Annotated in this window: 20 protein-coding genes and 1 other annotated feature; of the genes, 17 read left to right on the forward strand and 3 right to left on the reverse strand. The window is 46.0% G+C overall.

The annotated features are described in order from the left end of the window. The 7 genes from H525_RS25290 (at position 1) to H525_RS25295 (ending at position 11,490) form a co-directional block, all read left to right on the forward strand. Complete coding sequence (locus H525_RS25290; RefSeq protein WP_051330744.1) at positions 1-426, forward strand: c-type cytochrome; 426 nt, start codon at positions 1-3, stop codon at positions 424-426. Between the two features lie 364 nt (positions 427-790). Then, entirely contained in the window at positions 791-1,999 is a 1,209-nt protein-coding gene (locus H525_RS0102415) for an ABC transporter permease (RefSeq protein ID WP_027414871.1), read from the forward strand. Positions 2,000-2,002: 3 nt separating this feature from the next. After that, positions 2,003-2,692 (forward strand): ABC transporter ATP-binding protein, encoded by a 690-nt coding sequence (locus H525_RS0102420; protein WP_027414872.1) that lies wholly within the window; start codon positions 2,003-2,005, stop codon positions 2,690-2,692. A gap of 70 nt (positions 2,693-2,762) precedes the next feature. Continuing rightward, positions 2,763-2,989: a binding site (T-box leader), on the forward strand. 54 nt (positions 2,990-3,043) lie between these two features. Next, positions 3,044-5,707, forward strand: coding sequence for a valine--tRNA ligase (locus H525_RS0102425; RefSeq protein ID WP_027414873.1), 2,664 nt, complete (start codon positions 3,044-3,046; stop codon positions 5,705-5,707). A gap of 7 nt (positions 5,708-5,714) precedes the next feature. Continuing rightward, a complete protein-coding gene (locus tag H525_RS0102430; protein ID WP_162142462.1) occupies positions 5,715-7,055 on the forward strand; it encodes a bifunctional folylpolyglutamate synthase/dihydrofolate synthase in 1,341 nt (446 codons plus the stop codon). Between the two features lies 1 nt (position 7,056). Continuing rightward, complete coding sequence (murC, locus tag H525_RS0102435; RefSeq protein ID WP_027414875.1) at positions 7,057-8,454, forward strand: UDP-N-acetylmuramate--L-alanine ligase; 1,398 nt, start codon at positions 7,057-7,059, stop codon at positions 8,452-8,454. A gap of 303 nt (positions 8,455-8,757) precedes the next feature. Continuing rightward, on the forward strand, positions 8,758-11,490 hold the full coding sequence (locus tag H525_RS25295) for an Ig-like domain-containing protein (protein ID WP_051330745.1): 2,733 nt from the start codon (positions 8,758-8,760) through the stop codon (positions 11,488-11,490). A gap of 75 nt (positions 11,491-11,565) precedes the next feature. Here the strand turns inward: H525_RS25295 and H525_RS0102445 are convergent, their stop codons facing one another. The 3 genes from H525_RS0102445 to H525_RS0102455 are packed head-to-tail and all read right to left on the reverse strand — an operon-like array spanning position 11,566 to position 14,834. Beyond that, positions 11,566-13,521, reverse strand: a complete 1,956-nt coding sequence (locus tag H525_RS0102445; protein WP_027414876.1) for a hypothetical protein — start codon at positions 13,519-13,521, stop codon at positions 11,566-11,568. A gap of 4 nt (positions 13,522-13,525) precedes the next feature. Continuing rightward, positions 13,526-14,296: a PilW family protein gene (locus H525_RS0102450; RefSeq protein WP_027414877.1), complete on the reverse strand. Its 771-nt coding sequence runs from the start codon at positions 14,294-14,296 to the stop codon at positions 13,526-13,528. Between the two features lie 7 nt (positions 14,297-14,303). Further along, on the reverse strand, positions 14,304-14,834 hold the full coding sequence (locus H525_RS0102455; RefSeq protein WP_027414878.1) for a type II secretion system protein: 531 nt from the start codon (positions 14,832-14,834) through the stop codon (positions 14,304-14,306). Between the two features lie 171 nt (positions 14,835-15,005). On the opposite strand from H525_RS0102455, the gene H525_RS0102460 reads away from it, so the two are divergent. The 10 genes from H525_RS0102460 to pilO all read left to right on the forward strand — a co-directional run bounded on the left by H525_RS0102460 (position 15,006) and on the right by pilO (position 26,375). Next, on the forward strand, positions 15,006-16,703 hold the full coding sequence (locus H525_RS0102460; protein ID WP_027414879.1) for a hypothetical protein: 1,698 nt from the start codon (positions 15,006-15,008) through the stop codon (positions 16,701-16,703). A gap of 74 nt (positions 16,704-16,777) precedes the next feature. Continuing rightward, positions 16,778-18,340 (forward strand): VanW family protein, encoded by a 1,563-nt coding sequence (locus tag H525_RS0102465; protein WP_027414880.1) that lies wholly within the window; start codon positions 16,778-16,780, stop codon positions 18,338-18,340. 9 nt (positions 18,341-18,349) lie between these two features. Further along, entirely contained in the window at positions 18,350-20,047 is a 1,698-nt protein-coding gene (locus H525_RS0102470) for a GspE/PulE family protein (protein ID WP_051330746.1), read from the forward strand. A gap of 67 nt (positions 20,048-20,114) precedes the next feature. Then, complete coding sequence (locus H525_RS0102475; RefSeq protein ID WP_027414882.1) at positions 20,115-21,158, forward strand: type IV pilus twitching motility protein PilT; 1,044 nt, start codon at positions 20,115-20,117, stop codon at positions 21,156-21,158. Beyond that, positions 21,159-22,370 carry a type II secretion system F family protein gene (locus tag H525_RS0102480; protein WP_027414883.1) on the forward strand — a complete coding sequence of 404 codons (1,212 nt, stop codon included), beginning with the start codon at positions 21,159-21,161 and terminating at the stop codon, positions 22,368-22,370. 28 nt (positions 22,371-22,398) lie between these two features. Continuing rightward, entirely contained in the window at positions 22,399-22,914 is a 516-nt protein-coding gene (locus H525_RS25970) for a prepilin-type N-terminal cleavage/methylation domain-containing protein (RefSeq protein WP_081413188.1), read from the forward strand. A 44-nt stretch (positions 22,915-22,958) separates the two neighbouring features. Then, positions 22,959-23,768 carry a prepilin peptidase gene (locus H525_RS0102490; protein WP_342664263.1) on the forward strand — a complete coding sequence of 270 codons (810 nt, stop codon included), beginning with the start codon at positions 22,959-22,961 and terminating at the stop codon, positions 23,766-23,768. Positions 23,769-23,855: 87 nt separating this feature from the next. Next, entirely contained in the window at positions 23,856-24,920 is a 1,065-nt protein-coding gene (gene pilM / locus H525_RS0102495; protein WP_051330747.1) for a type IV pilus biogenesis protein PilM, read from the forward strand. A 68-nt stretch (positions 24,921-24,988) separates the two neighbouring features. Beyond that, positions 24,989-25,570, forward strand: a complete 582-nt coding sequence (locus H525_RS0102500; RefSeq protein ID WP_155837085.1) for a PilN domain-containing protein — start codon at positions 24,989-24,991, stop codon at positions 25,568-25,570. 22 nt (positions 25,571-25,592) lie between these two features. After that, on the forward strand, positions 25,593-26,375 hold the full coding sequence (gene pilO / locus H525_RS0102505) for a type 4a pilus biogenesis protein PilO (RefSeq protein WP_027414887.1): 783 nt from the start codon (positions 25,593-25,595) through the stop codon (positions 26,373-26,375). The last annotated feature ends 29 nt before the right edge of the window (positions 26,376-26,404 follow it).

A 26,404-nucleotide genomic window follows, 5' to 3' on the forward strand; every position in this document is an offset into this window, starting at 1 on the left:
ATGTCGAACAACGAAAATCATGGTCATGAAGAGCACGTTGATGAAGTAATGGGTATGAAGCAAGGCCACGGCAAAGTCCCTCGCTTTCTTATTGTCGTATATGTCATTCTGGCAATATGGGCCGTTACGTATGCGTTAACAGCAAAAGGGATCGATGACCGCCCTGCAGGCGGCCAGACAGCAGCTCAAGGCGTTAGCGCAGAAGTAGGAAAAGGTTTGACTTCGGCCTGCGCAGCATGCCACGGAGCGGATTTAAAAGGCGGCCTCGGGCCGAACTTGCATGGCGTGGTTGGAAAGCTTAAGGAAGACGGGGTTATGAAGATACTCGAAAACGGTAAGGGCGGAATGCCGGCGATGGCGAAAAACAGCGGATGGACAACCGACCAGACAAAATCTGTTATCGCGTATTTGAAAACCTTGAATTAGTAGGAAAAAGGTCTGTCGGCTATAGCTGTCAGACCTTTTATATTTCGTAGATAAGAAAGAATAACTTTCTTATCTATATAAGTGCAACTAAGGCCATCACCGACACCTGCGGCTTGGCGCTAGCCAAGTTTTCTTTATATTCCAAGTACGGTATGATATATTTCAATAGTAAAAATAATTTTTAGCATTGTGTGGTGAACATCATTGCTTAACGGAGTAGAAATTGTCCACTCTATTATCTGGTATGTCGTACTCGCAGGGTTGATTTTTATGTCGATAAAAATATTCACTTCCCGTGATTAATTCTTTTTCTCTTAAACTATTATATTTTGCAGCGTAGGATAGAACGCAGGAGTGTGTGCAGATGAATAGACTATCGACCGTAGCCTGGCGTAACCTGAAACGAAAGATGTCCCGAACCGTCCTGTTAGCTGGCAGTGCGGCCATTACGGCCTTTATATTATTTACCAGTTATTTTTTTATTTTTTCCATGGAAAGAAGCATTGCAGCCAGTTCAAATCGCCTGGGAGCCGATTTAATGGTCGTGCCGAAAGGATTTGGCGGCCAGGCGGGGGATATGATTATTTCGGGTACTCCGACTCGATTCTATATGCCAGAGACAGTATTGGATAGAATCCGTACAATAAGCGAGGTGCAGATCGCTTCACCACAAATCTATCTTCAAACCGTCTCAGCGGTTTGCTGTCGGACAGCAGGCGACTTTCCCGTCGTAGCGTATGATCCGAAAACGGACTTTACCCTGAAGAATTGGGTGGCCGGCGATAAAAAAATAGGAAAGTATGATTTAATTATCGGCGCAAACGCGGGAGGTGAAAATTACCTCTATCATTATGATGATAACGCAACCGAAGAATGGATTACCTTGTTTGGCAAGGACTTTTTAATAAAAAATTTGATTTTTCCAACGGGAATGGGGACGGATAAAACGATTTTTATGCAGATGGATGCCGCCCGTGAATTAAACCATAAAAGAGATAACAAGCTTAATTTTCCGGACGGCTCCATTTCCATTGTGCTGGTGAAAACACAGCCGGGTATGATGGAATTCGTTAAACGTCAAATAGACAGAATGAACTTGAATGTCGATGTAGTAAAAGGCAGCGGTCTGCAGGAAACGGTAAATAAGCAGGTTTTCCCCGTCAAAATGCTGAGTTATATGATGATTGGGCTCGTTCTTATTATGAGTGCGCTGCAGGTGATGACAATGTTCACAGCCGTCATAAGCGAGAGGCAAAAGGAAATTGGCATGTTGCGGGCGATGGGCGCTTCTAAAATGGTTACCTACCGCTTGCTCTTGATGGAAGCTGCTTTTGCATCGGTTATAGGGGCCGCAGTCGGTTCGCTGCTGGCAGGAGCGGCGCTCTATGATAACCGTATTCTTATTTTGCAGCTTTTGCAGCTGCCCATGCTCTTTCCGGATTGGCCAACCGGATTGCTTATCGGAACGATAATCACAGTGATTACGGCGGTTATTGCGGTATTTGCCGCCTTCTTCCCTGTCCGGTCCACATTAAAACTTCAACCATATGAGGCGATTCGGGAAGGGGAATAGTAAGTGATTACATTAGACAATGTCAGCAAAGTGTATAAAATTGGCCGGGAGCGGAAGATATTTGCCTTAACTGAAGTAAGTGCCACCCTGCAGTCCGGCGAGTTTGTAGCGGTTGTCGGGCCTTCAGGAAGCGGGAAGTCTACGTTTCTTGCTATGTCTGGTCTGCTGGACAAGCCGACGGAAGGAAAAATTCTCTTTGATGGCAAAGATGTTACCGGCTTAAGCGATCAGGAGCGGACGGCAATCCGGGCTGGGCGCTGCGGTTTTATTTTTCAATTTCCCAGCCTGATTCCTACGTTAAATGCCCTTGAGAATGTGCTGCTCCCGCGGACAATTAATAGAAACTATGATAAAAAAGATAATGAATGGGGCCGGGAAGTGCTCGAACGGGTCGGGCTCGGAGATAAGCTGGAAAATCTGCCGTATCAATTAAGCGGGGGCGAGCAGCGGCGTGTCGCTTTAGCCCGTTCTCTGATTAACAACCCCGACATTATACTGGCCGACGAACCGACGGGGGCTGTCGATGAACAGAATGCAAAACTCATTATCGATCTGTTTAAAGAGTTGAATCAGCAGGGGAAAATGATTATTATGGTTACGCATGATTTAACGCTTGCCCAACAGGCAGAACGCATCATTGAATTAGAGAACAGCAGGATAGTCCAGGACATCGTCAGGGAAAATCATGTATAGTCAGTTATACACATGTTGACTATTATGCAGAGAACTGGGTAAAATAATAAGATGAATTGAAATTGATAGCTGATCAGCGCTGATGAGGAAGAGTACATCAGGATGCCATACCAGAGAGCGGACCATTGGTGGAAGGCCGCATGGATGTACTGATGGAAGGTAGCCTTTGAGCTGTTTGCCTGAAAAACGTAGGGCAGACCGGAATTTCTCCGTTATGAAATGAGTGAACTTGCTTTCCTTTATTTCAAGCAGGTTAACAAAGGTGGTACCGCGAAATCAACTTCTTTCGTCCTTTGAGGGACGGGAGGAGTTTTTTTTCTTTATTTGCTTACAAATGATGGAGGTCATGTTATGTCCAGTCAGGAAAATCACGAGATTGAAATGCCAACAAAATACGACCCGAAGGCGGCTGAATCCAAATGGTATCCGTTCTGGCGGGATAACGGGTATTTTAAAGCCGAAAGAAACCCTGATAAAAAGCCGTTTACCATTGTGATTCCGCCGCCCAATGTTACGGGAAACCTGCATATCGGCCACGCGTTAAACAATACACTGCAGGATATTATGATCCGGTTTAAGCGTATGCAGGGATTTGACGCGCTCTGGCTGCCGGGAATGGACCACGCCGGAATCGCTACGCAGGCGCGGGTAGAGGGAAAACTGCGCGAAGAAGGCATATCACGCTATGATTTAGGCCGGGAGGAATTCGTCGAAAAAGTATGGGAGTGGAAAGAACATTATGCGGATGTGATCCGCCAGCAGTGGACAAAAATGGGACTTTCTCTTGATTACAGCCGCGAGCGTTTTACGCTCGATGAAGGTTTGTCCCGGGCTGTTCGTGAAGTGTTCGTCCGTCTCTTTGAGAAGGGCCTGATTTATCGCGGCAAATATATTATCAACTGGGACCCGGCAACCCGCACTGCGCTGTCCGATATTGAAGTGGAGTATAAAGATGTGCAGGGAGCGCTGTACCATCTGCGCTACCCGTTAAAGGACGGAAGCGGTTTTATTGAGGTGGCAACCACCCGCCCGGAAACGATGCTCGGTGATACCGCGGTGGCGGTCCATCCGGAAGATGAACGCTATAAGGCGTTAGTAGGCAAAACCGTTATCCTGCCGATTGTCGGCCGGGAAATTCCGATTGTTGCGGATGATTATGTTGACCGTGAATTTGGAAGCGGTGCGGTTAAAATTACACCGGCGCACGATCCGAACGATTTTGAACTTGGCCTTCGCCATAATCTTGCGCAGATCCTTGTCATGGACGAGTCCGGGAAAATGAACGGGAACGCCGGTGCTTATCAGGGGCAGGATCGCTTCGAATGCCGCAAGAATATTGTGCGCGATATGCAGGAGCAGGGGATCCTTTTTAAAATTGAGGAACATATGCATTCCGTCGGCCATAGTGAGCGCAGCGGCGCCGTTGTGGAACCGTACCTTTCCACGCAGTGGTTTGTTAAAATGGGACCGCTGGCGGAACAGGCGATTGCCGATGCGAAATCGAAACAGGGCGTATCGTTTGTCCCGGATCGTTTCGAAAAAATTTACCTGCACTGGATTGAGAACGTACGTGACTGGTGTATTTCCCGCCAACTCTGGTGGGGCCACAGAATTCCCGCCTGGTATTGTGACAGTTGCGGGGAAATGACCGTATCCGAGGATGATGTTCACCAGTGTTCGCACTGCGGCAGCCAGGATATCAAGCAGGATGATGATGTGCTGGATACGTGGTTCAGTTCTGCCCTCTGGCCGTTTTCCACGCTCGGCTGGCCGGATGAGACGGAAGATTTGAAGCACTTCTACCCGACCGATGTGCTGGTGACGGGCTACGATATTATTTATTTCTGGGTCGCGCGAATGATATTTACGGCCCTTGAATTTACCGGTAAGAATCCGTTTAAGTATGTATTGATTACCGGCCTTGTCCGCGATGCCGAAGGGCGCAAAATGTCCAAGTCGCTCGGCAACGGTGTCGACCCGATGGAAGTCATTGAAAAATACGGGGCCGATGCGATGCGCTACATGCTGGCAACCGGCTGTACGCCGGGGAATGACCAGCGCTTCCGCTGGGAGCGCGTAGAGGCTGCGCGCAACTTTGCCAATAAAATCTGGAATGCGTCCCGTTTTGCGCTGATGAACATGGAGGGTTTCACGTACGAAGAAATTGACATTAGCGCAAACCTCGGCATTGCCGACAAATGGATTCTTCACCGCCTCAACGAAACGATTAAAGAAACGACGCGCCTGCTCGACAACTTTGAATACGGAGAGGTCGGCCGCGTACTTTATAATTTCGTATGGGACGAATTGTGCGATTGGTATATTGAAGCAGCCAAACTCCCACTGTATGGTGAAGATGAAGCCGCAAAGAAAACGACGCGTTCCGTTCTTGCTTACGTGCTTGACCAGACAATGCGCCTGCTGCACCCTTTCATGCCGTTCATTACGGAAGACATCTGGCAGCACCTGCCGCATAAAGGAGGAAGCGTGATCGTGGCCGAGTGGCCGGTTTACCGTTCCGAGCTTGTCAATGAGGAAGCCGTTCAGCAGATGAATTTGCTCATTGATATTATCCGGAGCGTGCGCAACATACGGGCCGAAGTCAATGTCCCGATGAGCAAAAAAATTGAACTGCTTATTAAAGCATCCGACGATACGGTACTCTCGTATCTGGAAGGCGGTAAGGCGTATATCGAACGTTTCTGTAACCCTGAACTGCTCAAGATGAACACAGATTTGGAGGCGCCTGATAAGGCGATGTCGTCCGTATTAACCGGAGCCGAGCTTTATCTGCCGCTTGCCGGGCTTATCGACATTGAGCAGGAAGTCGCCCGCCTGGAAAAAGAGATCGAAACGTTGAATGCGGAAGTGGAAAGGGTGCAAAAGAAATTAGCTAACAAAGGTTTTGTGGACAAAGCACCAGCTCATATTGTAGAAGTAGAAAAAGCGAAAGAAAAAGATTATCTTGATAAACAGGCAAAGGTACGTGCCAGAATTCAGGAACTTAAAGGATGAGATGACGGTGAATCCGGAACAAAACATTGAAAAAATACAAACATGGCTTGGCGGTCTGGATAAGTTTTCGATCCGGCCCGGCCTCGAACGAATGGAATATATGATGGAGCGGCTTAACCATCCGCATCGCCGCTTAAAATTTATTCATATAGCGGGGACGAATGGAAAGGGCTCGACTTCCGCTTATCTCGCAGCTATTCTCCGGGAGGCAGGGCACGATGTCGGGCTTTTTACGTCCCCTTATATTGAATCGTTCCATTCACGCATACAGAATAATGGCGAGCCCATTTCCGACGAAAACCTCTTTCTTTTACAGGAGAAAATCCGTCCGATCGTCGAAGAAATGGCGGACATGGAAATTGGAGAACCAACCGAGTTCGAAGTTGTCACGGCCCTTGCCATCTTGTACTTTGCCACTATCGTATACCCCGATATTGTTGTTTGGGAAACCGGGCTGGGCGGCAGGTTAGACTCGACCAATATTGTGCATCCAATCGCAACAGTTATCACAAATATTGGGCTGGATCATATGAATATACTGGGGCATGACATTCCCTCTATTGCCCGGGAAAAGGCGGGCATTATCAAAAGTGGTGTCCCGCTCATTACCGGGGAGCGTAAGGAAGAGGCTTTGCATGTGATTCTTGAGGTTGCCCGGCAAAAAAACGCGACCGTCTACCGCCCGGATGTGGAATATGAGGTCAACCGCAGAGAAAAGAGACCAGGAATGCACGGGGAAATGTTTGACTTCAAAAGCATTTTCGGTGCGCTTGAAGCTTGCGAAACACCGATGGCCGGGAAGCACCAGGTTGAAAATGCCGGAATTGCTCTGATGACCCTTCAGGTGCTGGGCAAATATTTCGCCCTTTACACGGAAGAAAAGCATATACGGGCGGGATTGCTGGCAACCGTGTGGCCGGGGCGTTTTGAAAAAATAAGCGAAGCACCGATTGTCGTTCTCGATGGAGCGCATAACGCAGATGGAATCAAAGCCCTCCGACAAACGGTGGAAGAATTTTATCCGGGCAAAAGGATTTCTCTGGTGTTTGCCGTGCTGGCGGATAAACCGTATCAAGAAATGATTGAAATAATTGCCCCTGTTTGTAAACAGGTCCGTGTAACAAAGGTCGATAATCCACGTTCCCAGTCCCCTGATAAGCTTGTTTCCGTATTCGGGGCTGTGATTGGAGAAAATCGGGTTCATTCTTACATGGACTGGCGGGAAGCGTTGCATGACACCATACATACGGCCGAATCCGACGACATTATTGTCGTCGCTGGTTCCCTTTATTTTATTTCAGATGTGAGAAAAGAGTGGAAAGAAAAGTATAGGAAAGCTGGTGATTAAGATGAACACATCCATACCAAAACAACTTGACGATAATATACAGCATGTTCATTTTATTGGCATTGGGGGGTATGGCATGAGCGCCATTGCCCGTGTCATGGTTGACATGGGCTATAAGGTTAGCGGTTCTGACGTTGCACGGAAAGAACTAACGGAAAAGCTAAGTAAAAAAGGCGCTCATGTGTTCATCGGTCATCATGCCCGCAATATAGCAGGTGCGGATCTCGTTGTCTATTCGACGGACATTCCAAAGAATAATGTGGAGCTTGCAGCTGCGAAGGAGCAATCGATTCCGCTTATTCACCGCTCGCAAATGCTTGGGCGCCTGCTCAATGAGAAACATGGCATTGCGGTGGCGGGAGCGCACGGAAAAACAACCACCTCCTCCATGATTGCGCTCGTTATGGAAAAGTCGGGTGCGGATCCGACCTATATTATCGGCGGTGAAATTATAGGGGTAGGCAGCAATGCGCGTGCGGGAAAAGGCGACTATGTCGTCGCGGAAGCGGATGAAAGCGACGGGACGTTCCTCGAATATTACCCGCAGATTGCGGTTGTGACGAACATTGAACCCGATCACCTGGAAAACTACGACGGTAATTTTGAGAATCTCAAAAAAGCATACCGTCAGTTTCTGTCCCAGGTTAAACCGGGCGGTGCGGCCGTTGTTTGTTCGGATGACGGGTATGTGCGTGAGATGCTGCCGCAGGTAAGCAAGCAAGTTTCCACCATTACGTACGGCATTAAACGGGAAGCCGATTATACAGCGGTGAATATAAGGCCTGGCGACCGGACCATTGCCTTTGACGTGCTGTACAAAGGAAATTCGCTTGGCGCGCTTACACTCTCCGTACCCGGCATCCACAACGTATACAATGCGCTTGCCACAACAGCGGTCTGCATGGAGGCAGGCTTATCGTTTGAAGCAATTGTCAAGGCGATCATAGAATTCAGAGGGGCCAAGCGCCGCTTCCAGGTGATTGATGAAGTGAATAACATACTTGTAGTAGATGACTACGCGCACCACCCGACGGAGATTGAGGCAACGCTTGAAGCGGCCCGTTCTACCAATCGACGCATTATCTGTGTTTTCCAGCCGCAGCGCTACACCAGGACTTTCTTCCTGTTTGATGAATTTAGCCGGGCGTTTAAAGAAGCGGACGAAGTGATTATCGTAGATATCTATTCTCCGGCAAACGACCCTGAAATTGAAGGCGTCAGCGCCGAGAAGCTGGTAGATCTGATTAAACAGAACAGCAACCAGAACGCCAGGTATCTTTCTTGCAAAGAAGATGTGCTCGCATACCTCCAGTCTGCTGCCAAGCCGGGTGATCTGGTTATGACAATGGGCGCAGGGGACATATGGAAAGTAGCTGAAAGATTAGTGGAGAAATTATAGAAGAATTCGGGAGAAGCAATTCGGCATAACAATTCAGCACAAGAAGCTATAGAAAAAATTATAGAAAAAAAATGATAAAGAAAAAAATATAAATGAAAAAAAGTATAGGTTTTTATATATGTAACTCCCCTCCTTATAGTGAAAAAGAGGGGAGTTTTTGTTCATAAATTGTGTTCATTGTATGACAGAATTTGCAATTGTGAGCAAGGAATTATTAAAAGTTCATTTAATATATAGAAGAAATGAAGTATTATAAAAGTAGGATGGTTAAATAGGAAAAAAGTGGCGTATGGGGGGGTAGCCTTGAAAAAAATTTTATCCGTAGGGATGTCGCTTCTTCTTCTTTTTGGTCTTGTATTTTTTAATATGTTTATCCCGCAGGCTAAGGCAGATAATGATAAGACGATAACGATTCCGGCGTCCTTGAATATGACTGTGGGTCAAACGGTAACAATCAGTGCCGGTGATACGAACGGGAATCCGACGTGGAACTGGGATAATCAGGATGTTATCTCACTTCAAGGCGGAAACGGCAATAACGTGAAAGGTCTGACAGTAACCGTTCAGGCACTAAAAGAAGGAACGGCCACCATTACCGTAAAGCATGATAACGGGAAAAATACACCGGTCTCAACATGTGTGGTGACGGTAACCCAGGGACCTTCTTTAGACGCGGCTGTGACGGGCCAGTCTCCAATAACAAAGCCCGCCAATTCACCTGCCCAGGGAAGCCTGAATATCTCATTGACAGCGAAAGGAAAAGCACCGAATACAACCCGGCCTCCTGTGGATGTAGTGTTTGTATTGGATACGTCCGGTTCGATGAACAACAAAGTTGGCTCTAGTAAGCAGACTAAACTACAGCTTGCAAAGGGTGCGCTTCAACAGGCTATCAACATCCTAAAAGGTGTAAATTCCGGTTCTGTTAATTGTGGGGATAGAATTGCACTGGTTCCTTTTAGTTACGATATATCAAGTTCCGGAGTATCTGCTCTTACAACGAACGATAATGACGCTTTTCAAAATGTAATCATGCAAAAAGCAAATGGTTTACAAGCAGGTGGTGGGACTAATTACTACGCGGCATTAAGCCAGGCGCAGAATATTTTTAGTTCCCAATCGACTCCGGATAGGAAAAAATATATTGTTTTTCTAACAGATGGTGAACCCACTGTTATGAAATCAAATGGGGTATATTATGCCCTCTCATCTGATGGCCGTAGTACTCTATATTCAAATGATGGGAGAAATTATTTACTCTGGTTTTTTGGGGCCTCTCGACTAGGATGGAATTATTATGATTACCAAACTTTAAATAATACGATTCGAACACAAGCCCTTAACTTAGCAGGTAATCTGTCGGCAAACAATATTAAAATCTACTCTGTTGGACTGGGAGACCCAAATAGTCAGGAAAATGATGCTGTAGACATGTCCTATCTTCAACAATTGTCTTCCAAAACAGGAGGCAGCGCGGAAAACGGCACCGTTGATAATTTAGACGATGTTTTCAGCAACATAACCCAACAAATCAATCAACATCAAATTGGGAATGTGAAAGTAAAAATAAAATTACCGCAAAATGTATCTTTGCCTCAAGATTCTACGGCGTACATCGATGATCAGGGCTATGCGGTAGTAAGTATGCCTGATGTACCGTTCGATACAAATGGACCGATTCTGGATGGGTTGAATTTGACCAAATCACTACCTCTCCAGTTTTCGTCTGCAGGTACCTACGTTTTCCGCGACATGGTACTCACGTATACGAATTATGATGGAACGAATGTCACCAAGACGATAACCAATCCGGTAACTATTAATGTTGTCAGTATTCCTGTGACAGGTGTGAGTCTGAATAAAACATCGACTACCATCACTGTAGGGAACAGCGAGCAATTAACGGCAACGGTATCTCCGGCAAATGCGACAGATTCCAGTGTAACATGGAAATCAGACAATCTATCTATCGCCACTGTGGACAGCAGTGGAAATGTAACAGCGGTCGCTCCGGGAACTGCAACCATTACGGTGACTACGAATGATGGAAACAAAACGGCAAGCTGTACGGTTACAGTAGTCAGTCCGGTTATACATGTAACAGGTGTGACTCTGAATAAAACATCAACGACAATTAACGCGGGGAACAGCGAACAGTTGACGGCAACGGTAACACCAGCCAATGCAACAGATCCCAGTGTTACATGGACATCAAGCAATCCATCCGTAGCCACTGTAGATAGTAATGGGATCGTTAAAGGTATATCAGGTGGTACGGCCATCATAACCGTAACAACAAACGACGGAAATTTAACTGCGACATGTACGGTAACGGTTAAACAAGTTCCAAAATTCAATCTCGAATTAGGGAATATTGTAGGAAATTATGCAATCGTTACAATTGTGCCGGACACCAGCACCATTACGGGAAGCACACAATGGACGACAAAGGTATTGCCTGATGGAGCACCGGCAACCTATACAGGTACATTTGATAAGAAAAATATTGTCGTTCAGCTGAACACTGACGGGAATGGAAATTTGTTAGATACGACCTTTACCGTTACAGCGGTAAACCCTGGAGGAGATGAGTCTACTCAGACCGCTGTTATCCGTGGAGATGGAAAGGATATCTTCACCAATCTCGTAAACTTCCTCTTCTCTACTCCCGACGATCAGTTGTCAAATGAGAATAGGGCGGCCAGATTAGAAGTAGGATATAATATTTTAGCTCTTCGTCCAAACGTTGATTCGGTCACTATAATATCTGCGAGTTATGATATAACGAATACATCGAATGGAAAAACACTTCATGTTTCTCTACCCATGGGCACCCAGAAAGATAAGGATAAACCTACTGAGATTTATAAAACCGTTCGTTATATTAAAACAGCCAGCGGGTATAGTGAGCAATACAAAGTGAAAATCAACTTAACGATTTCTGTAAAATTCAATGGAGATCCTACCCCCATTTCAATTACCGGATCTAAGGATTTAGGACCTATCAAAGTGAAAGCAAAGGATAATCTGCAGTAAAAAATAAGGCTTAACGTACGGTGAAAATACGTTAAGCCTTATTTAATGATCTATTGTTTTTTTAAAAGTTTACTGTTAAGGAACAATCGTAAGGTTTGCCGGAGGTGTCTTGTATTTGACATCATATGTATCAAAGAAAAATTCATCTCCAGCCGGCAACCCTGGGGTAGATTCATCGAAAATTTTCCGGTTAAATTGAACGGTCATACGGGATGGATTGCCTTTCTGTGTATCGGTTCCAAGTTCCCGTCTTGTGTTTAATTCTATATAAGAACTTGAGGCAATTCCACCGTTAATCCAATTTCGTGATTGTATAGAGTACACCTCAATTCCCTGGTCGGAATATAGAAATGCAAAAAGTACCGGACTTGGGCTGAGAGATGACCATTCGCTAAATGTTTTATCAGCGTAACGGTCGGTCAGGCTAATTTTACCGGAAGCGATAATCACGAGATTTTTATTTGCAAGATTACTTATTTCACGAATTAAAACATCGCCATCCACATAAATGGTTCCATTCACCTTAATATCCCCAACAATGTCCAGGTTTCCTTTAATATATATAGTTCCGTTAAAAGTAAACGGATCATCGGTATTCCCAGGAGGAAGAAAATTTAAAAATGAACTGAGCTTTCCCATCTCTACGTATGCCTTTGTATCTGGGTTTGCGCTAACCGACGGGCCTATATAAAGCTCATTCAAGCCGGAAAAATGGTCACCTGTCAGCCTGACAGTAACCGGGGCACTATCAATATTCTGCGTATAGGTTGACCGGATTACCAGCTTGCCCGGAGGAATAGTAGTAGGTGTTATAAACTCTCTGTCTGTTTCCTCTCCTGGACTCGTATAAGGGTCGGGATATTCGAACTGCATAGATTGCGGTCCTGTATCTGTTGCCGGGTCACCACTTCCCACAGTAAAACCCGGTGTTTCCGATCCTGCATCTGCCATTTTTTGTTCAATAAATGCACCGATCGTTTGGCTTTGAAACAATGATTCAACTGCATTCGTTTGTTTCTGTACAATCGGAGGCTCGTACCCGGGATAGTAAGGTTCACCGGCCGGATAAGACAGGTTTGTCTCTGTCTGTTGGTCTGTGCCCTGTAATTCTTTCGGTGTGAATACTTTATTCGTATCGAGTTCGCTGCGCGAAGTTCCAAGTGAACTGACATACGATGAATTTAAACTAATCGTGTCCGCGGTCGGCGCAGCAACCTGGCCGGTGGTTGGGTCGGTTGGCCACGCCGTTAACTGATACAGATTCCCGGATGTCAAAAATACATTGCCTTCAATATAAGGTTTATTTATAGCAGCAATCGCACCACTATCGCTGCTGTCAGGGCCTGTTTTCCATTGGGCTGTTGAGGTTGAATCACTAGGTATAGTTCGGTAGCGATACTGCGTGGTTGTTACAACATTGGAGGCGATAACGTTGCCTATAATGTTGCTTCCCCCAAACAGGCGTAATTCACCCGGCGTGCTGAGCGCATAATGAAAGGGGGCCGGTATCGTATTGATATAGACGGTTGCGTCCAGTTCAACCTGTTTTTGTGTGAGAGAAGAATTACCGATTGCCCGCGGCGGGATGCCAATGATGGAGACATCCAACCGGTGGATATACGGCTGGCTCGGCCCGTTGCTTCCGTCTTTGTACGAATAAAAGGGGTGAGAAATATATCCGATAGCAAATGCCCCTTTGTTGTCCGGTAATACGGTTTGCCGATAAGTCGGGTGTCCGGTGTCAGCCATTTTTGCAGCAATTGGATTTAATTTAGCCAAAAGAGCCGAATCGTCTGTGCTTTCTATCGCGGATTGAAGATCAGAGAATACCAGATTTTTTTCCAAATATTTCTTAAAATACTCCAAGCCCATATCCGCCAGCATTTTCCCCTGAACCTGATCGTTTTCAAATACCCTTACATTGGTTGACTGATTAGTGAAGCCCATTATTGAGAGTCCAAGCACCATAAATAATATAAGAATAATAAAAACCGTTATGAGGGCGGCTCCTCTTTCGTTGCGAAGAATCATTCCCTCACCCCTTTCCCAGGTTGTTAATCGATATTTCTGTTTTTACTACATGAATAAAATCATGGTGGGAAGCGTCAATAGCCGCTTTAATCTCCGCAAGGTTTTTATAGCTGGCCTGTATTCCTTTAATAAACATCGGCTGGTTGTTTGAAGAGGCAGAGCCCGGATCATAATGCGGCGCGATGACGAGATAGATATATAGTTTCTTGTTGTCATCCGACACGCGAAACAATCCCTTCGCGATATAGGCGGCGTTATCGTAATCAAATCCCTGAAATAAATCGGTGGAGCCCCCCCGATTGAACGTATAGATTTTTCTGTTTAACGTAGAGGAAGGCTGGCCGCTGGAGCTGTCATACGCAACCGTCTGTTTATACGAGATGATTCCCTGGTGGTAATCGGTGTCGGCCGGCGTCCCGGATGGCGCCGTGGGTGAATTTCGTGTTAACAAATTTGTTTGTGAAAATATCGTAAGCAGGGTTTCCTTATCATCCGCTGTAACCAATCCCTGATCGCTTAACATGCTATCATCGGCAAGTTCGAAATAGGACGACTCCTGCACCTGCTTCATGATGCCGGATAGTAAAAAATCCGCTTCATTGCGAAGCTGGGTTTGTATTTTCGTCTTTTTGTATTCATTCATTCCCTGTATATAGACGGTAGAAAGAGGAAGGACAATGGTTAGAAAAATAACCGTTGCAATAAGCAATTCTATCAAGGTTACACCGTACTGATTTGGGAGAAAAGAACGCAGATACGCTGCTTTATTTTTCATTGGAACTTCATCCTCTCGCCGGATTAGCCATGGCAGTCGTCAAGGTTGCGAGCTCCTGGTTATTTTCGTCTGTTACGGTAACGGTAATTAACACCATGGCTTTCTTGGGACTGCCGCCATCTGGATCGGAAACTGAAAGAGCGCGCAGGGTGACACTTTGCCTGTAAATCCGCCCGTTAATTGGCTGCCCGATCGGTAAAGCAAGTGTTTTCACCTGGCTGTCTCCGCTGCCGGTTCCACTGCTGATGAGCGCATTTAACACATCATAAGTAAAAGGCTGGCTTAAATCAACGCCGGTCACATGAATCGCACTTCCATCTGTTTCTGTTGGATTCGTCACATTTCCATCCCCGTTTTTCCACTGCTCCGCAGTCTGCCGCGCCAGATTCATGGCAATCAACTGCGCATCCTGTTTGCTTGATTGATTAATGTTATTGATAAAAAAAGTGCTGAATAGTAAAAGAGAAATAGAAAAAATGACAATAGATAGCAAAACCTCTATTAATGTAAACCCTTTTTCGTCAGGGAACCCCCTCATTTCTACCCCTCCGATCAACTGCATCTATTTTACCATGAAGTGGTATGATTGTTTGGCAATTTTAGAAAAGGAAATTGTAAAAACATGTAGAATTACAACAAATGTTCATAAAAGATAATTCATAAGTATGATATGATAAGTGCTTAGAAAATTAATTATACAGGTGATCCTATGATCGTATCGGGCACATCCGGTTATTTTACCATTTATCTATTATTAACGGCCTTGCTATTTATTTTTTTACGGCAAAAATTACAGAATAACAGAGCACTGCTTATTCTGTTTCCTGGATCTATTTTACTAGGTTCTCTGGCTCCATTTCTAGCAAACTTTTTAGGCGGATTGCTCACCATCGTTATTTTTGGGGTTGCTTCTGTTTTATTTAGTGTGCTCTTTATCGGGTTGCAAATGAGAGAGAAACCTGTACATACCATGGAGATCACACCGGACACGGATGTTTCAATGGCTTCTCCCCGTCATGCGGCACAAAATGCTGACCTAATCTATCCTAATTCTATGCCTGTCAGAGAAGAGGCGGCAGGCGAGCCTGACGAGATCAGCTCCGGGCAGGAAAAGGATTTTGGCCAAACTGATAATGGTGAGAACGGAGACGATGAGTACCTACTTCGTTTAGAGGATGTATTCAAAGAAGACACAGGTGATATACGTGATTTTGAAACAGAGCGGCCCGTCGCTGTAGTTGAACCTGCTGTTGGAGAAACTCTCCGGTTTGAGGGTGAGGAACCAGCAGAGCATTCAGAAACGGCAGGTCTTTTACCTGTTGAAGAAATGAATGACTTCGACAAATTTCCATTGTCGGATATTCCGCCTTTAGACGAAGATAACGGGGCAGAAGTTCAATGGGATGAGCCTGTATCAGGTAATAATGAGTATCTTCTTCGCCTGGAAGAAGTCATGGAAGAGGAAGGAATTGATTTTCAAAAAGTAAGCATGCCGGAAAGTACAAGTAGCGAAGAAGCCAATCAGAGAAATCTGATTCTGGATACGCATGATTTTTATCTTGAGCCGGGCGGGGAGCTTTTTCAGTTTCAACCAGAACCCGAAATAGCGATAGATGAGCCATCCTCCTCTCCTGTGCAGCAGGAGGAAAACCATCTGGCGTCTGATAAAAAAGATGTTGCAATCAATTTTGTTTTGGAAAATTCCATAGATAACGAACCCGTCTATGTAATGGATAACGAAATCAAAAATGAAACGAATATAGCGGCAGATACTCAACCGACATTTGAATTCGCACCTGACTTGCCTGCTTTGGATATTGACGTTGCAGAAGATGATGAACAAAAGGAACAAGAACAAGGGGAACAAGAGCCCTTCATTCATTTTGACGGCGAGCCTGTGGAAAATGAGAAATTAATAGACGCCCAGTTAGAGTACGCCCATGACTCTCCCATGAATATAGAGCTATTGACCGAAAAAGATAGAAGCCAGCTTCCTGCTGTATATGTTTCGTCGCTGGAGGCAATCAACCATCGTGATTATGAAGGCGCGATATTTTGGTTAAAGCGCGCGCTTGCTCATCCAGTACCTTTTTCTGTGAGAGTCATGCTGAGCGGCGATTATGTATGGTCATTAAAAAACATGGGGATGTACAACCGGGCTATTACGGAATTGCAGCGCCTGTTAGAGTGGCTGAAAACCGAAAATGCCAGCATAACAAGAACGAGTAGGTTAAAAATAGAAGTTAAAAAACATATCCAATTTCTTAAAATCCTTACTTTACTGCTCAGAGAAAAAGGGAATCCCTATCAACCCTGGCCGCTTGTAACAGAAGCGATTCGCAAACAGGCGTCTGCCCGATTGCTGGAGTGGATGATACAAAATCCTTCATCCCTCGATGAATCTTAATCTATTCGGTAGGAACGTTTATCCCTATCAAACAGGAAAGAAAAAATAAAGGTAATGGAGGGGGTGGAGAAATCATGCTTCAAAGAAACTATGCGAGAGAATTCATGCTCGTTTTCTTATTGCTTCTTTTTCAGTTAGTTATTTTTAACGGAATCAGTTTACAGTTATCCGGCGAATGGAAGCAGCAGGGGAAAGAATCACCGTTATATAACGGCATCACCATTGCAGGAGTGGAAGTTGGCGGACTTCTACCGGAAGAAGCAGAGACCAGGGTCCGGCAATTGGTATCCAAAATCAATGCGGCCACACTTGAAATTACAATGGACGGGAAGTCATACCCGGTTAATAAAAAGGACATTCAATTAGCCTACGATATTGCAGGTACGATTCAGGAAGCGAAGAATGTTTCAGAAGAAAGCTCGGGAATTACAGCCATATGGAAGAAGTGGAGCGGGACAGCTCCATCACTGAACATTCCGTTGAAAGTTTCGTACAACCGGGAGTCTTTGTCGGCCATCATCAACCAGATAGGAAAAAATGTGAACCGGCCTGCCGTACCGGCCAGGGAAAAAGTAGAGGAAAATAAAATTACCGTCATTCCCGAACAGGAAGGATATAAGGTTGATGTGCAAAACACTCTGGCGATGGTTCAGCAGGAACTGCAAGTATTTCAACGCCAGTTAAAAGTGCCGCTCGTTGTCACGACAGATACGCCAACTGTTACAAGAGCGATGCTGCAGCCGATTAACACGCTGCTTTCAGAAGAAGAAACAACGATTAAGTCTTCTGTTCCAAATCGGCTGTTTAATGTGCAGAGGGCTGCTGAACTGTTAAACGGTGTGGTTGTCAATCCACAGGAAACATTTTCGTTTACTAAGAAAATAGCCCCTTTCTCCGACACAAACGGATATACACCGGTGGCTATTTTAAGCGATGAAGACATACAGGACGGGGTTGCCGGGGGAGCGTCACAGGTTGCCTCCACCTTATACATAGCAGCTGTTAAGACTCATTTGCCCATTTTGGAACGTCATAATAATGCGCGGCCGGTCGATTATTTACCTGCGGGATATGATGCGTTCGTCAATGGGAAAGACATGGATTTACGCTTTCTCAACAATGGAAAAACGCCGATCTATATTTATGCCGAAGCAAAAAGTGACCGTCTTCATATCTCCATCTTTGGGGGAAAGGACCAAAAAACAAACGTACAGATTACGGCAAAGCAACTGCAAACTTTTTCTCCCGATACGATTGCACGCCCTGACGAAACGCTGGCGGCCGGTCAGGAGAAAATTGTGCGGCTCGGTGAAAAAGGAGTACGGGTAAAAGTATCGATTTCCTATACGGACAAGGATGGCTCCACGAAGCAGGAAGCGTTATCGGACGATTTTTACAAGCCGCTGCCAAATATTATTGCGGTAGGTCCGCAAGTAGAGGGAGCAACCCCGCCCGGTGGAAACAGTGCGAATTCCAGCCAGCAGGGAAGCGGGCCGCAGCAACAGCAGACAGAGCCCACTCCGCAGCCGGAACCGGACGCTACCTCCCAGGGGAATTCGTCCGGTCAACAGCCGCAGCAAAAAGACACGAAAGATAAAAAACAGAAAAGTCAGAACAACGTGATTTATCTCAATTGATTTGAACGTATGGTTGGCTTAGTTAGCAGTGGAAAGGGGATAAGCACAGTGGCGCGTAAACGTCTGGGCGATATACTTGTCGAGAGCGGCATTATCACGCAGGAACAACTGCAGCAGGCTCTGCAGGAGCAGAAAAAATCAAAGCTGAAGCTCGGAGACCATCTGCTTCAGGCAGGATACATTACAGAGCAGCAGCTCATTGAAATTCTCGAATTTCAGCTCGGCATTCCGCATGTTAGTTTGTTCCGGTATAAATTGGATTCTTCGCTCGCCAGCATCGTCCCTGAAGATATTGCAAAACGGTATCTGCTTGTTCCGCTCAAAAAAGAAGGGGACAGGCTAACCGTTGCTATGGTTGACCCGATGGACTACTTTGCGATCGATGAACTCCGCATGAGCACAGGCTTTACCATTGTACCGGCCATTGCCACCAGAGATGAGGTACAGCGGGCCATTGTGAGAATGTACGGCATGCAGGATTCCGTCAATGAGCTAATGGAGGGGATGAATGCCGCCGCCGAAATTGAGGAGGCGGAAATAACGGATGAAGATTCACCAATTGTCCGGCTTGTCAATCAAATGTTTGAACAGGCTGTACACCTGCGGGCCAGTGATATCCATATCGACCCCCAGGAAGACGGGATCCGGATCCGTTATCGGATCGACGGACTTATGCGTACGGAACGGGTGCTGCCGAGACATATGATAGGCATTCTTACAGCCCGCCTTAAAATTATTGCGAATCTGAACATCGCTGAACGGCGGATTCCCCAGGACGGCCGCTTCCAGATGAATGTGGTCTTCAGAGAAATCGATGTCCGGATTTCAACGCTGCCAACGATTTATGGCGAAAAGATAGTAATGAGGCTGCTTGACCTTACCAATGCGCTGCTTGAAATTGACAAGCTGGGATTAACGAAGCGAAATCTTGCGGTGTTTCAGGAGCTGATTAGCCGTCCAAACGGCATCATCCTCGCTACCGGCCCCACTGGGAGCGGGAAGTCGTCCACTCTGTACGCGGTGCTGCAGCACTTAAATAAAGATTCCGTTAATATCATCACGGTAGAAGACCCGGTTGAGTATCAGCTTGAAGGCGTAAATCAGGTGCAGGTGAACGCCAATATCGGAATGACGTTTTCTTCTGCTTTGCGCTCGATTTTGCGGCAGGATCCCGACATAGTCATGGTGGGGGAAATCCGGGATACGGAAACGGCGGAAATCGCAATTCGGGCGGCTCTCACCGGGCACTTGGTGCTGAGTACTCTTCATACAAACGATGCGGTAAGCAGTTTGACGCGTCTCATCGATATGGGTATCCCGCCTTTTTTACTTGGTTCATCGATTAACGGTATACTGGCCCAGCGCCTCGTCCGGCGAATTTGCAAGGACTGCATGGAAGAATATGTGCCTGGTGACCATGAAAAGGAAATTTTTGAGCAGCGAGGCATCAAGATAGATAAATTATGGAGAGGAAAAGGGTGCGGAAGCTGCAGCCTCACCGGCTATCGCGGCAGGCTGGCTGTCCATGAAGTTTTCAAAATGGATAACCAGCTGCGGCAGATGCTCACGCGGAATTACCCGACCTCCGAATATAAAAAGTACGCGATGAAGAATGGAATGATTTTACTGTTTGATGACGGGTTAATTAAAGTGAGACAGGGACTCACGACGATGGATGAAATTTTCCGGATTGCCGTAAATGAATAGTTAGGTCTTTATGCTTATGTGAAAGTTCCTTTGCGCCATTATGATGATAATAGGTGGGAGGTGTATTATGTCGGTTGATGACATTGAAAAATTACTCAAATATGCCTATGACACACGCGCTTCCGATCTGCATATTACAGTCGGAGCCGCGCCCGTATTCCGGATCGACGGGGAGTTAAGAAGGCTTGATACCGATCCGTTATCCCCGGCACAGACAGAGGCAATGGCCAAAAAATTGATCCCGGAGCATATGTATGACAGGTTTATGGAAAAGGGTGAACTCGATTTTTCATACGGGTTGCCGGGTGTTTCGCGCTTTCGCATCAACGCCTATCACCAGCGCAACTGCATAGGCATCGTGGCACGCGTCATCCCGACAAGCATTCCGACGCTTGAATCGCTGGGCATGCCGGATGAGCTTCGGAAATTTTGCCATAAACCCCAGGGGCTCTTGCTTGTCACGGGGCCTACCGGCAGCGGGAAATCTACATCGCTTGCCGCTATGATTGATTATATTAACCGGACCATGCGCCGCCATATTATAACGCTGGAAGACCCGATTGAATATTTACATAAACATCAGCTTTCGATTATTAACCAGCGTGAAATAGGATTTGATACGAAAGATTTCACCAGTGGACTGCGCGCCTCGTTGCGCCAGGATCCCGATGTGATCCTCGTTGGAGAAATGCGTGATTTAGAGACGATCAGCACGGCCATTACCGCGGCTGAAACCGGCCACCTTGTGTTTGCTACACTGCATACGTCCGACGCGCCGCAAACGATCGACCGGATCATCGACGTATTTCCAGGGCACCAGCAGCCGCAGATTCGCATTCAGCTCGCTTCGGTGCTGGTCGGGATCATCTCGCAGCGCCTCTTTCCCAAAGTTGGCGGCGGTCGGGTTGCTGCTACCGAGATACTCGTTAATACACCAGCGGTTGGCAATCTGATTCGCATCGAGAAGGTCCACCAAATTAAAAGCATGATGCAGACAGGCAAAGATTTAGGTATGCATACGCTGGAAATGTCCATGAAAAGCCTGATTGACCAGGGATTGCTGCTGCGTGAGATGGTTCAGCACCATTTTGCTGAAAGGGCGCTGGAGTAGATGCCAACTTTCGCATATGAAGCAAGGGAAAGCGGCGGAAAGAAGAAGAGAGGCAGCATTGAAGCCAACACGAAAGCTGCTGCCCTCTCGGAACTAAAAAAACAGGGTGTTTTTGTCTTTGCGATTAAAGAAGTAAAAAAAGGAGTGCTCCAGCAGGAGATCACGTTTGGCAGCCCCGTTAAAAATCAGGACTTCGTTGTGTTTATACGCCAGCTTGCGACGTTGATACGTTCGGGCATCGGGATCGTCGATTCGATTCATATTCTCTCCCAGCAGAGCGAAAGCAAGGCGCTCCGCAAAACGCTCGGTGAAGTCGAAGCCGATATTCGTCAGGGGATCCAACTGTCTGAAGCATGTGCCAAGTATCCAAAAATATTCAAGCCGCTATTTTTAAACATGGTTCGCGCAGGTGAGGCATCGGGGAACATGGAAATCGTTCTCGATCGGCTGGCGGTCTTTTTTGAGAAGTCGCATTATACGAGAGAAAAAATTAAATCTGCGATGACCTACCCCATCGTCATGCTCGTTCTGTCGGTGGCTGTCACGATATTTTTATTGACCAATATTGTTCCTACATTTGTCGGAATGTTTAAAGGTTTAAATGCTCAGTTGCCTAAAATCACCGTTTTAACGCTATCTTTAAGCAACAGCATCGTCCACACCTGGTATCTTTATTTGCTTTCTCTTATCATTCTTGTCGCAGGATTTCGAATTTTTGTCACGACTTCCCGTGGTCGCAGTATCGTCGACTATGGTAAACTAAAAATGCCCATATTTGGAAAGTTAATTCAAAAGGGAGCGTTGGCACGTATGAACCGGACGTTAAGCACGCTGTTTGCCAGCTCGGTTCCGATATTGCAGGCGTTGACCATTGTCGAAGGTGTGGTCGATAATAAAATTATAAGTAACGCCATTAGTGAGGCAAAGGAGAGTTTGCGCAACGGGCGCCGGCTGTCGGAACCGCTTAAAAAGTCGTGGGTATTTCCACCGCTTGTCACCCATATGATTGCGATAGGGGAAGAAACCGGTTCGCTCGATTTAATGCTGGAGAAGATTGCGGATTTCTACGAAGCCGAAGTTGAAAACATGGTGGACAAGGTCAAATCGTTAATTGAGCCGCTAATGATTGTTTTCCTGTCGGTGATCATCGGGACCATTGTGTCGTCCATTATGATTCCGATGTTTGATATGTATTCTCATATTCACCAGTAAAAATAGGCTTAGAGGGGGAGATAGTCGGATGTTTAACTGGAAAAAAATTGTGAAGGATCAGCGGGGCTTAACGCTCATCGAATTGTTGGCGACGATTGTTATTTTGGGGATTATTGCGGCGATTGCTATTCCAGCGATCGGGGGGCTAATTACGAACTCGAAAAAGGATGCGACAGCGGCTAATGCAATTCAAATGGTAAACTCTGCGAAATTGTATATTACTTCGCATACTGATAAGTTTACTGCCGCAACAACGTATATTCCGTTAAATGTTTTATATACCGACAAACAATTAGAAACTATGAAGGATCCTTTTAACAGTAACAGCGATTATTATAAAGATAGTTCAACTGACGTGACAACTACCGCACCGACTGCATCTTCTTATGTCGAGGTTGATAATTCAAGTGGGAATTATACGTATAAAGTGTATCTTTCTAAAGATGGAACAAAAAACTACTTTGAAGCTACGGCAGGTGCAACTGGTAACACTAGCCCAGTACCTGTCGATAATCTAAAGCGTGACTTTGTTGACGCTAATTAAAATAATACTTCTTAAAAAACTTGGCCATCCAACGCCCTAGTGGCTTGGATGGTTTATCGTTTACATATGAGGGAGGAATTGTCATCGAACTCTATGATGTAGCCGACATGAGGCTTCTTCTCTTTTTTTTGCTCGGACTTATTTTCGGATCATTCTTTAATGTAGTGGGGCTGCGGGTGCCGCAAAAAGAGTCTATTATTTATCCGCCCTCTCACTGTCCGAAATGTGCAGCACAGCTAAAACCACGGGATTTAATCCCGCTTCTCTCTTACTTCATCAACCGGGGCAAATGCCGGGTGTGCGCGGCTTCGATCTCTCCTATCTACCCTGTAATGGAGGCTGTGACCGGAATTCTTTTTACCGGTGTTTATTTTCTCTACGGTTTTTCATGGGAAACGTTGATGGCGCTTTTATTTGTCTCGCTTCTTGTGATCGTTACCGTGTCCGACCTGGCGTACCGGCTTATTCCGGATAAAGTGGTGTTTCCGTTTTGGGGTCTCTTTCTTGTGCTGCGGTTTTTTATTCACCCGAATGAAACATACGTGGCTCACCTTATCGGGATGGCTCTTGGGTTTATTCTCTTTTATCTCATTGCCGTTGTCTCCAGGGGAGGAATGGGGGGCGGGGATATTAAGCTGTTTGCCGTGGTCGGATTGTACCTTGGATATCCGCTTCTATTATTAACCATTCTTCTTTCTACGTTACTTGGGACGTTTTATGGTATTCTAGTAATGATTTTTAAAGGAGCGGGGAGAAAAACCGAAGTTCCTTTCGGGCCGTTTATCGCCCTCGGAAGCATCCTTGCGATGTTTCGTGGATATGCTATCATCGAATGGTACTGGCACTTATTCTAGAACTAGCATTTGTTCTAGCACTCGTATCTTTGGGTAGATTATAAGAAATCTCAATCCCTACTAAATTTATAAGAGGTTCCAATAGCGATGAAAATAAACACATGGAAACCGAAACTATCACATCCTTTTTCAATCAGAAAAAGCCCGGGCCGGGTAGGCATGGAATTGGAGGATGAGGGCCTTCGTTATGCCGAAGTCCGGTACAGTTCCGGAGGGTTAAAGATTAAACAGGCGGGTATGATCCCGCTGGACAGCGGGCTGATTGAGAACGGAAAAATCATTGATGAAGATCAGGTGCTGGTTCAGCTTGCGCTCGGTTTGAAGGAAGCGAAACTAAAGCACAAGAAAGCGGTCATTTCGGCTCCTACTTCTTCCGTTGTCATGCGTAAAGTTTCCCTTCCGAAGCTACCGCCAAAAGAAGTTCGCTCGTTTATCGAGATTGAGCTGGAGTCGACTATTCACCTCCCTTTTTCCCGGCCGTACTTCGACTTTTATAAAATGGGGCAGGATGAGAATACAAACAAAGACACGGAAGCATCTGAAGCGGAACTTCAGGACCAATACCTTGTGATTGCGGCGCCGGGGGACCTGATCGATCAGTACGTACGGTTGTTTTCCGAACTGGATATTCAATTGGCGGCCGTTGATATTGAACCGCTCGCGCTCTACCGATTACTCGATATGCTTCAGCTTCACACAGGCGAGCAGTACCACATGTTTATCCACCTTGGAATGCATACGGTGGATGTATCGTTTTTTAATCGGGAAATCCCTGAATTTATGCGCAATATCCCGCTTGATTTAACCAATTATAAAATTACAATGGACGAGCGCAACCTGCAGTCCTCCGATCTGCTGCAATTTCTTGAAGATCGGGGAATGTTTGATTCGTTTGCCAATGACCTCGTACGGGAACTGGATCGGGTCATTAATTTTTATCATTTCAGTATGAAAAACGACGGCACGCGTATGCAAAAAATATACGTAACCGGCGATTTTCCCGATATAGACAGAATGATTCCCTTCCTGAAAGAACGGTTGAGTGTGCAAGAAATTATAAGCCTCCCAGTCCACTCGTATGTGGACGGATTTTCGGCGACGGCAAATGTACAGGCATATACCGTGCCTTTTGGATTATCATTGAAAGGTTGAGTACATTGGTTAACATTAACCTGCTTCCTCAGAGGAAGAAAAGAATTTCAGGAACCCTGTCTTTTTATATGTTGATTGGAGCACTCTGGCTTATAGGCGCTGCTTATCTTGGTATTATGTACTACAGCGGCAATCAGAAGCTGGCCGCCTTAGCGCTTCAGGAACAGCAGCAGGAAAAATTGCTTGCGACTGCCAGGCAGAAATCGCAGCAGGGGAATCAGGTGGCTAATGTACAGGATTACATCACGCTTTCTGATAAACTGCAGCATCTATTTTATCCGACCACTCTTCTGCTTGATGAACTGTCGCGCAATTTGCCGAAGGACGGGAGGCTAATGCAAGTTCAGTACGGCCTTGATGGCAAAATTACCGTTTCCGGCGTTTTTGACCAGATGGATGACGTTGCCGCTTACCTGCATAATTTACAGATGTCCAGTTATGTTGTGAATGCAACGGTAAAAAGTGTAACAGACGCCCCGGTTAAATGGGTTGGGCCGGTGGATGACAAGGGGCAGCCGCTGTCCGCCATTTTGCAGACGCTCGGAGGAAAACTGCTCCCACGTTATGTTGCCGAGTATGAAGTGAACGTAACAACGATCGACCCGAAAGCTGTCTCTTCGAAGCAGCCGAACAACGGGCAAAAACAGTAATGAAAGAAGAAGGTGCGAATAGATGGGGGAAAAAGAGCGTCAATACGTTTTGCTGGGATTAACCCTGTTGTTTGCGTTGTTGGCGGCCTTCTACTATTTCTATGTCACTCCCTTGCAAAAGAAAGTGACAGAAGCAAGCTTTCAACTTCAACAAACGAACATGCAGATAAAACCGGCTGAAAGCCAACAAAAGAAAAACGATCTGACACCTTATCAGGAACAGCTCTCTAAAATTGCCGAATTTCTTCCGGTAAAGCCTTACACGGACCAGCTCATCAAAGACCTGGGGAAACTGCAAACGATCAGCAACATTCAAATTGAGAATGCTACGTTTAATGAACAGAAAGAACAGAAGCTATCTGAGTTGGCGAAGAAATTTGTCAGCCAAGACGACCAGAACCAAGGGTTTGCCCAGTCCGGCTCATCAAGCCAAACAAAGGACAGTAAGCAGGTCACTCTTCAAGCCCTTCAGAGTTATTTGCCGGGAACGACTGTAAGCAGTATCGAAATCACCCTATCAATTAAAGGAGACTATCAATCTATTTATCATTTTGTTTCGGAGGTTCAGAACCTGTCGCGATATTTGCGGGTGGATGGGCTAACCTTTACCTCCAATCAAAAGGACAGTTTTGTCATCCCGAAAGAAAAAGACATGCCCGCGACTGTAAAGCTTACAACGTATTATGCGCCGCAGTTTGCCGGTTTGCTTGATAAATTGCCGCCGGTTCAGGCGGAACCGCCTTCGGGTAAGTGGAATCCGATGAAATATCCGGTCACTGAAAAGCCAAAACAATTGTCAGAGTAACAGATCGTAGTTTTACGGAATATAAATAG

The organism is Aneurinibacillus terranovensis DSM 18919 (assembly GCF_000430625.1).
Classification (GTDB): domain Bacteria; phylum Bacillota; class Bacilli; order Aneurinibacillales; family Aneurinibacillaceae; genus Aneurinibacillus_B; species Aneurinibacillus_B terranovensis.

What these genes read in the sequence shown, in the direction of transcription:
- H525_RS0102445 (WP_027414876.1), bottom strand. Translation starts at nt 13,521, where the DNA reads ATGATTCTTCGCAACGAAAGAGGAGCCGCCCTCATAACGGTTTTTATT.
- H525_RS0102465 (WP_027414880.1), top strand. Translation starts at nt 16,778, where the DNA reads ATGCTTCAAAGAAACTATGCGAGAGAATTCATGCTCGTTTTCTTATTG.
- pilO (WP_027414887.1), top strand. Translation starts at nt 25,593, where the DNA reads ATGGGGGAAAAAGAGCGTCAATACGTTTTGCTGGGATTAACCCTGTTG.
- H525_RS0102475 (WP_027414882.1), top strand. Translation starts at nt 20,115, where the DNA reads ATGTCGGTTGATGACATTGAAAAATTACTCAAATATGCCTATGACACA.
- H525_RS0102455 (WP_027414878.1), bottom strand. Translation starts at nt 14,834, where the DNA reads ATGAGGGGGTTCCCTGACGAAAAAGGGTTTACATTAATAGAGGTTTTG.
- H525_RS0102480 (WP_027414883.1), top strand. Translation starts at nt 21,159, where the DNA reads ATGCCAACTTTCGCATATGAAGCAAGGGAAAGCGGCGGAAAGAAGAAG.
- murC (WP_027414875.1), top strand. Translation starts at nt 7,057, where the DNA reads ATGAACACATCCATACCAAAACAACTTGACGATAATATACAGCATGTT.
- pilM (WP_051330747.1), top strand. Translation starts at nt 23,856, where the DNA reads ATGAAAATAAACACATGGAAACCGAAACTATCACATCCTTTTTCAATC.
- H525_RS0102450 (WP_027414877.1), bottom strand. Translation starts at nt 14,296, where the DNA reads ATGAAAAATAAAGCAGCGTATCTGCGTTCTTTTCTCCCAAATCAGTAC.
- H525_RS0102470 (WP_051330746.1), top strand. Translation starts at nt 18,350, where the DNA reads ATGGTTGGCTTAGTTAGCAGTGGAAAGGGGATAAGCACAGTGGCGCGT.
- H525_RS0102460 (WP_027414879.1), top strand. Translation starts at nt 15,006, where the DNA reads ATGATCGTATCGGGCACATCCGGTTATTTTACCATTTATCTATTATTA.
- H525_RS0102415 (WP_027414871.1), top strand. Translation starts at nt 791, where the DNA reads ATGAATAGACTATCGACCGTAGCCTGGCGTAACCTGAAACGAAAGATG.
- H525_RS25290 (WP_051330744.1), top strand. Translation starts at nt 1, where the DNA reads ATGTCGAACAACGAAAATCATGGTCATGAAGAGCACGTTGATGAAGTA.
- H525_RS0102500 (WP_155837085.1), top strand. Translation starts at nt 24,989, where the DNA reads ATGTTGATTGGAGCACTCTGGCTTATAGGCGCTGCTTATCTTGGTATT.
- H525_RS25970 (WP_081413188.1), top strand. Translation starts at nt 22,399, where the DNA reads ATGTTTAACTGGAAAAAAATTGTGAAGGATCAGCGGGGCTTAACGCTC.
- H525_RS0102425 (WP_027414873.1), top strand. Translation starts at nt 3,044, where the DNA reads ATGTCCAGTCAGGAAAATCACGAGATTGAAATGCCAACAAAATACGAC.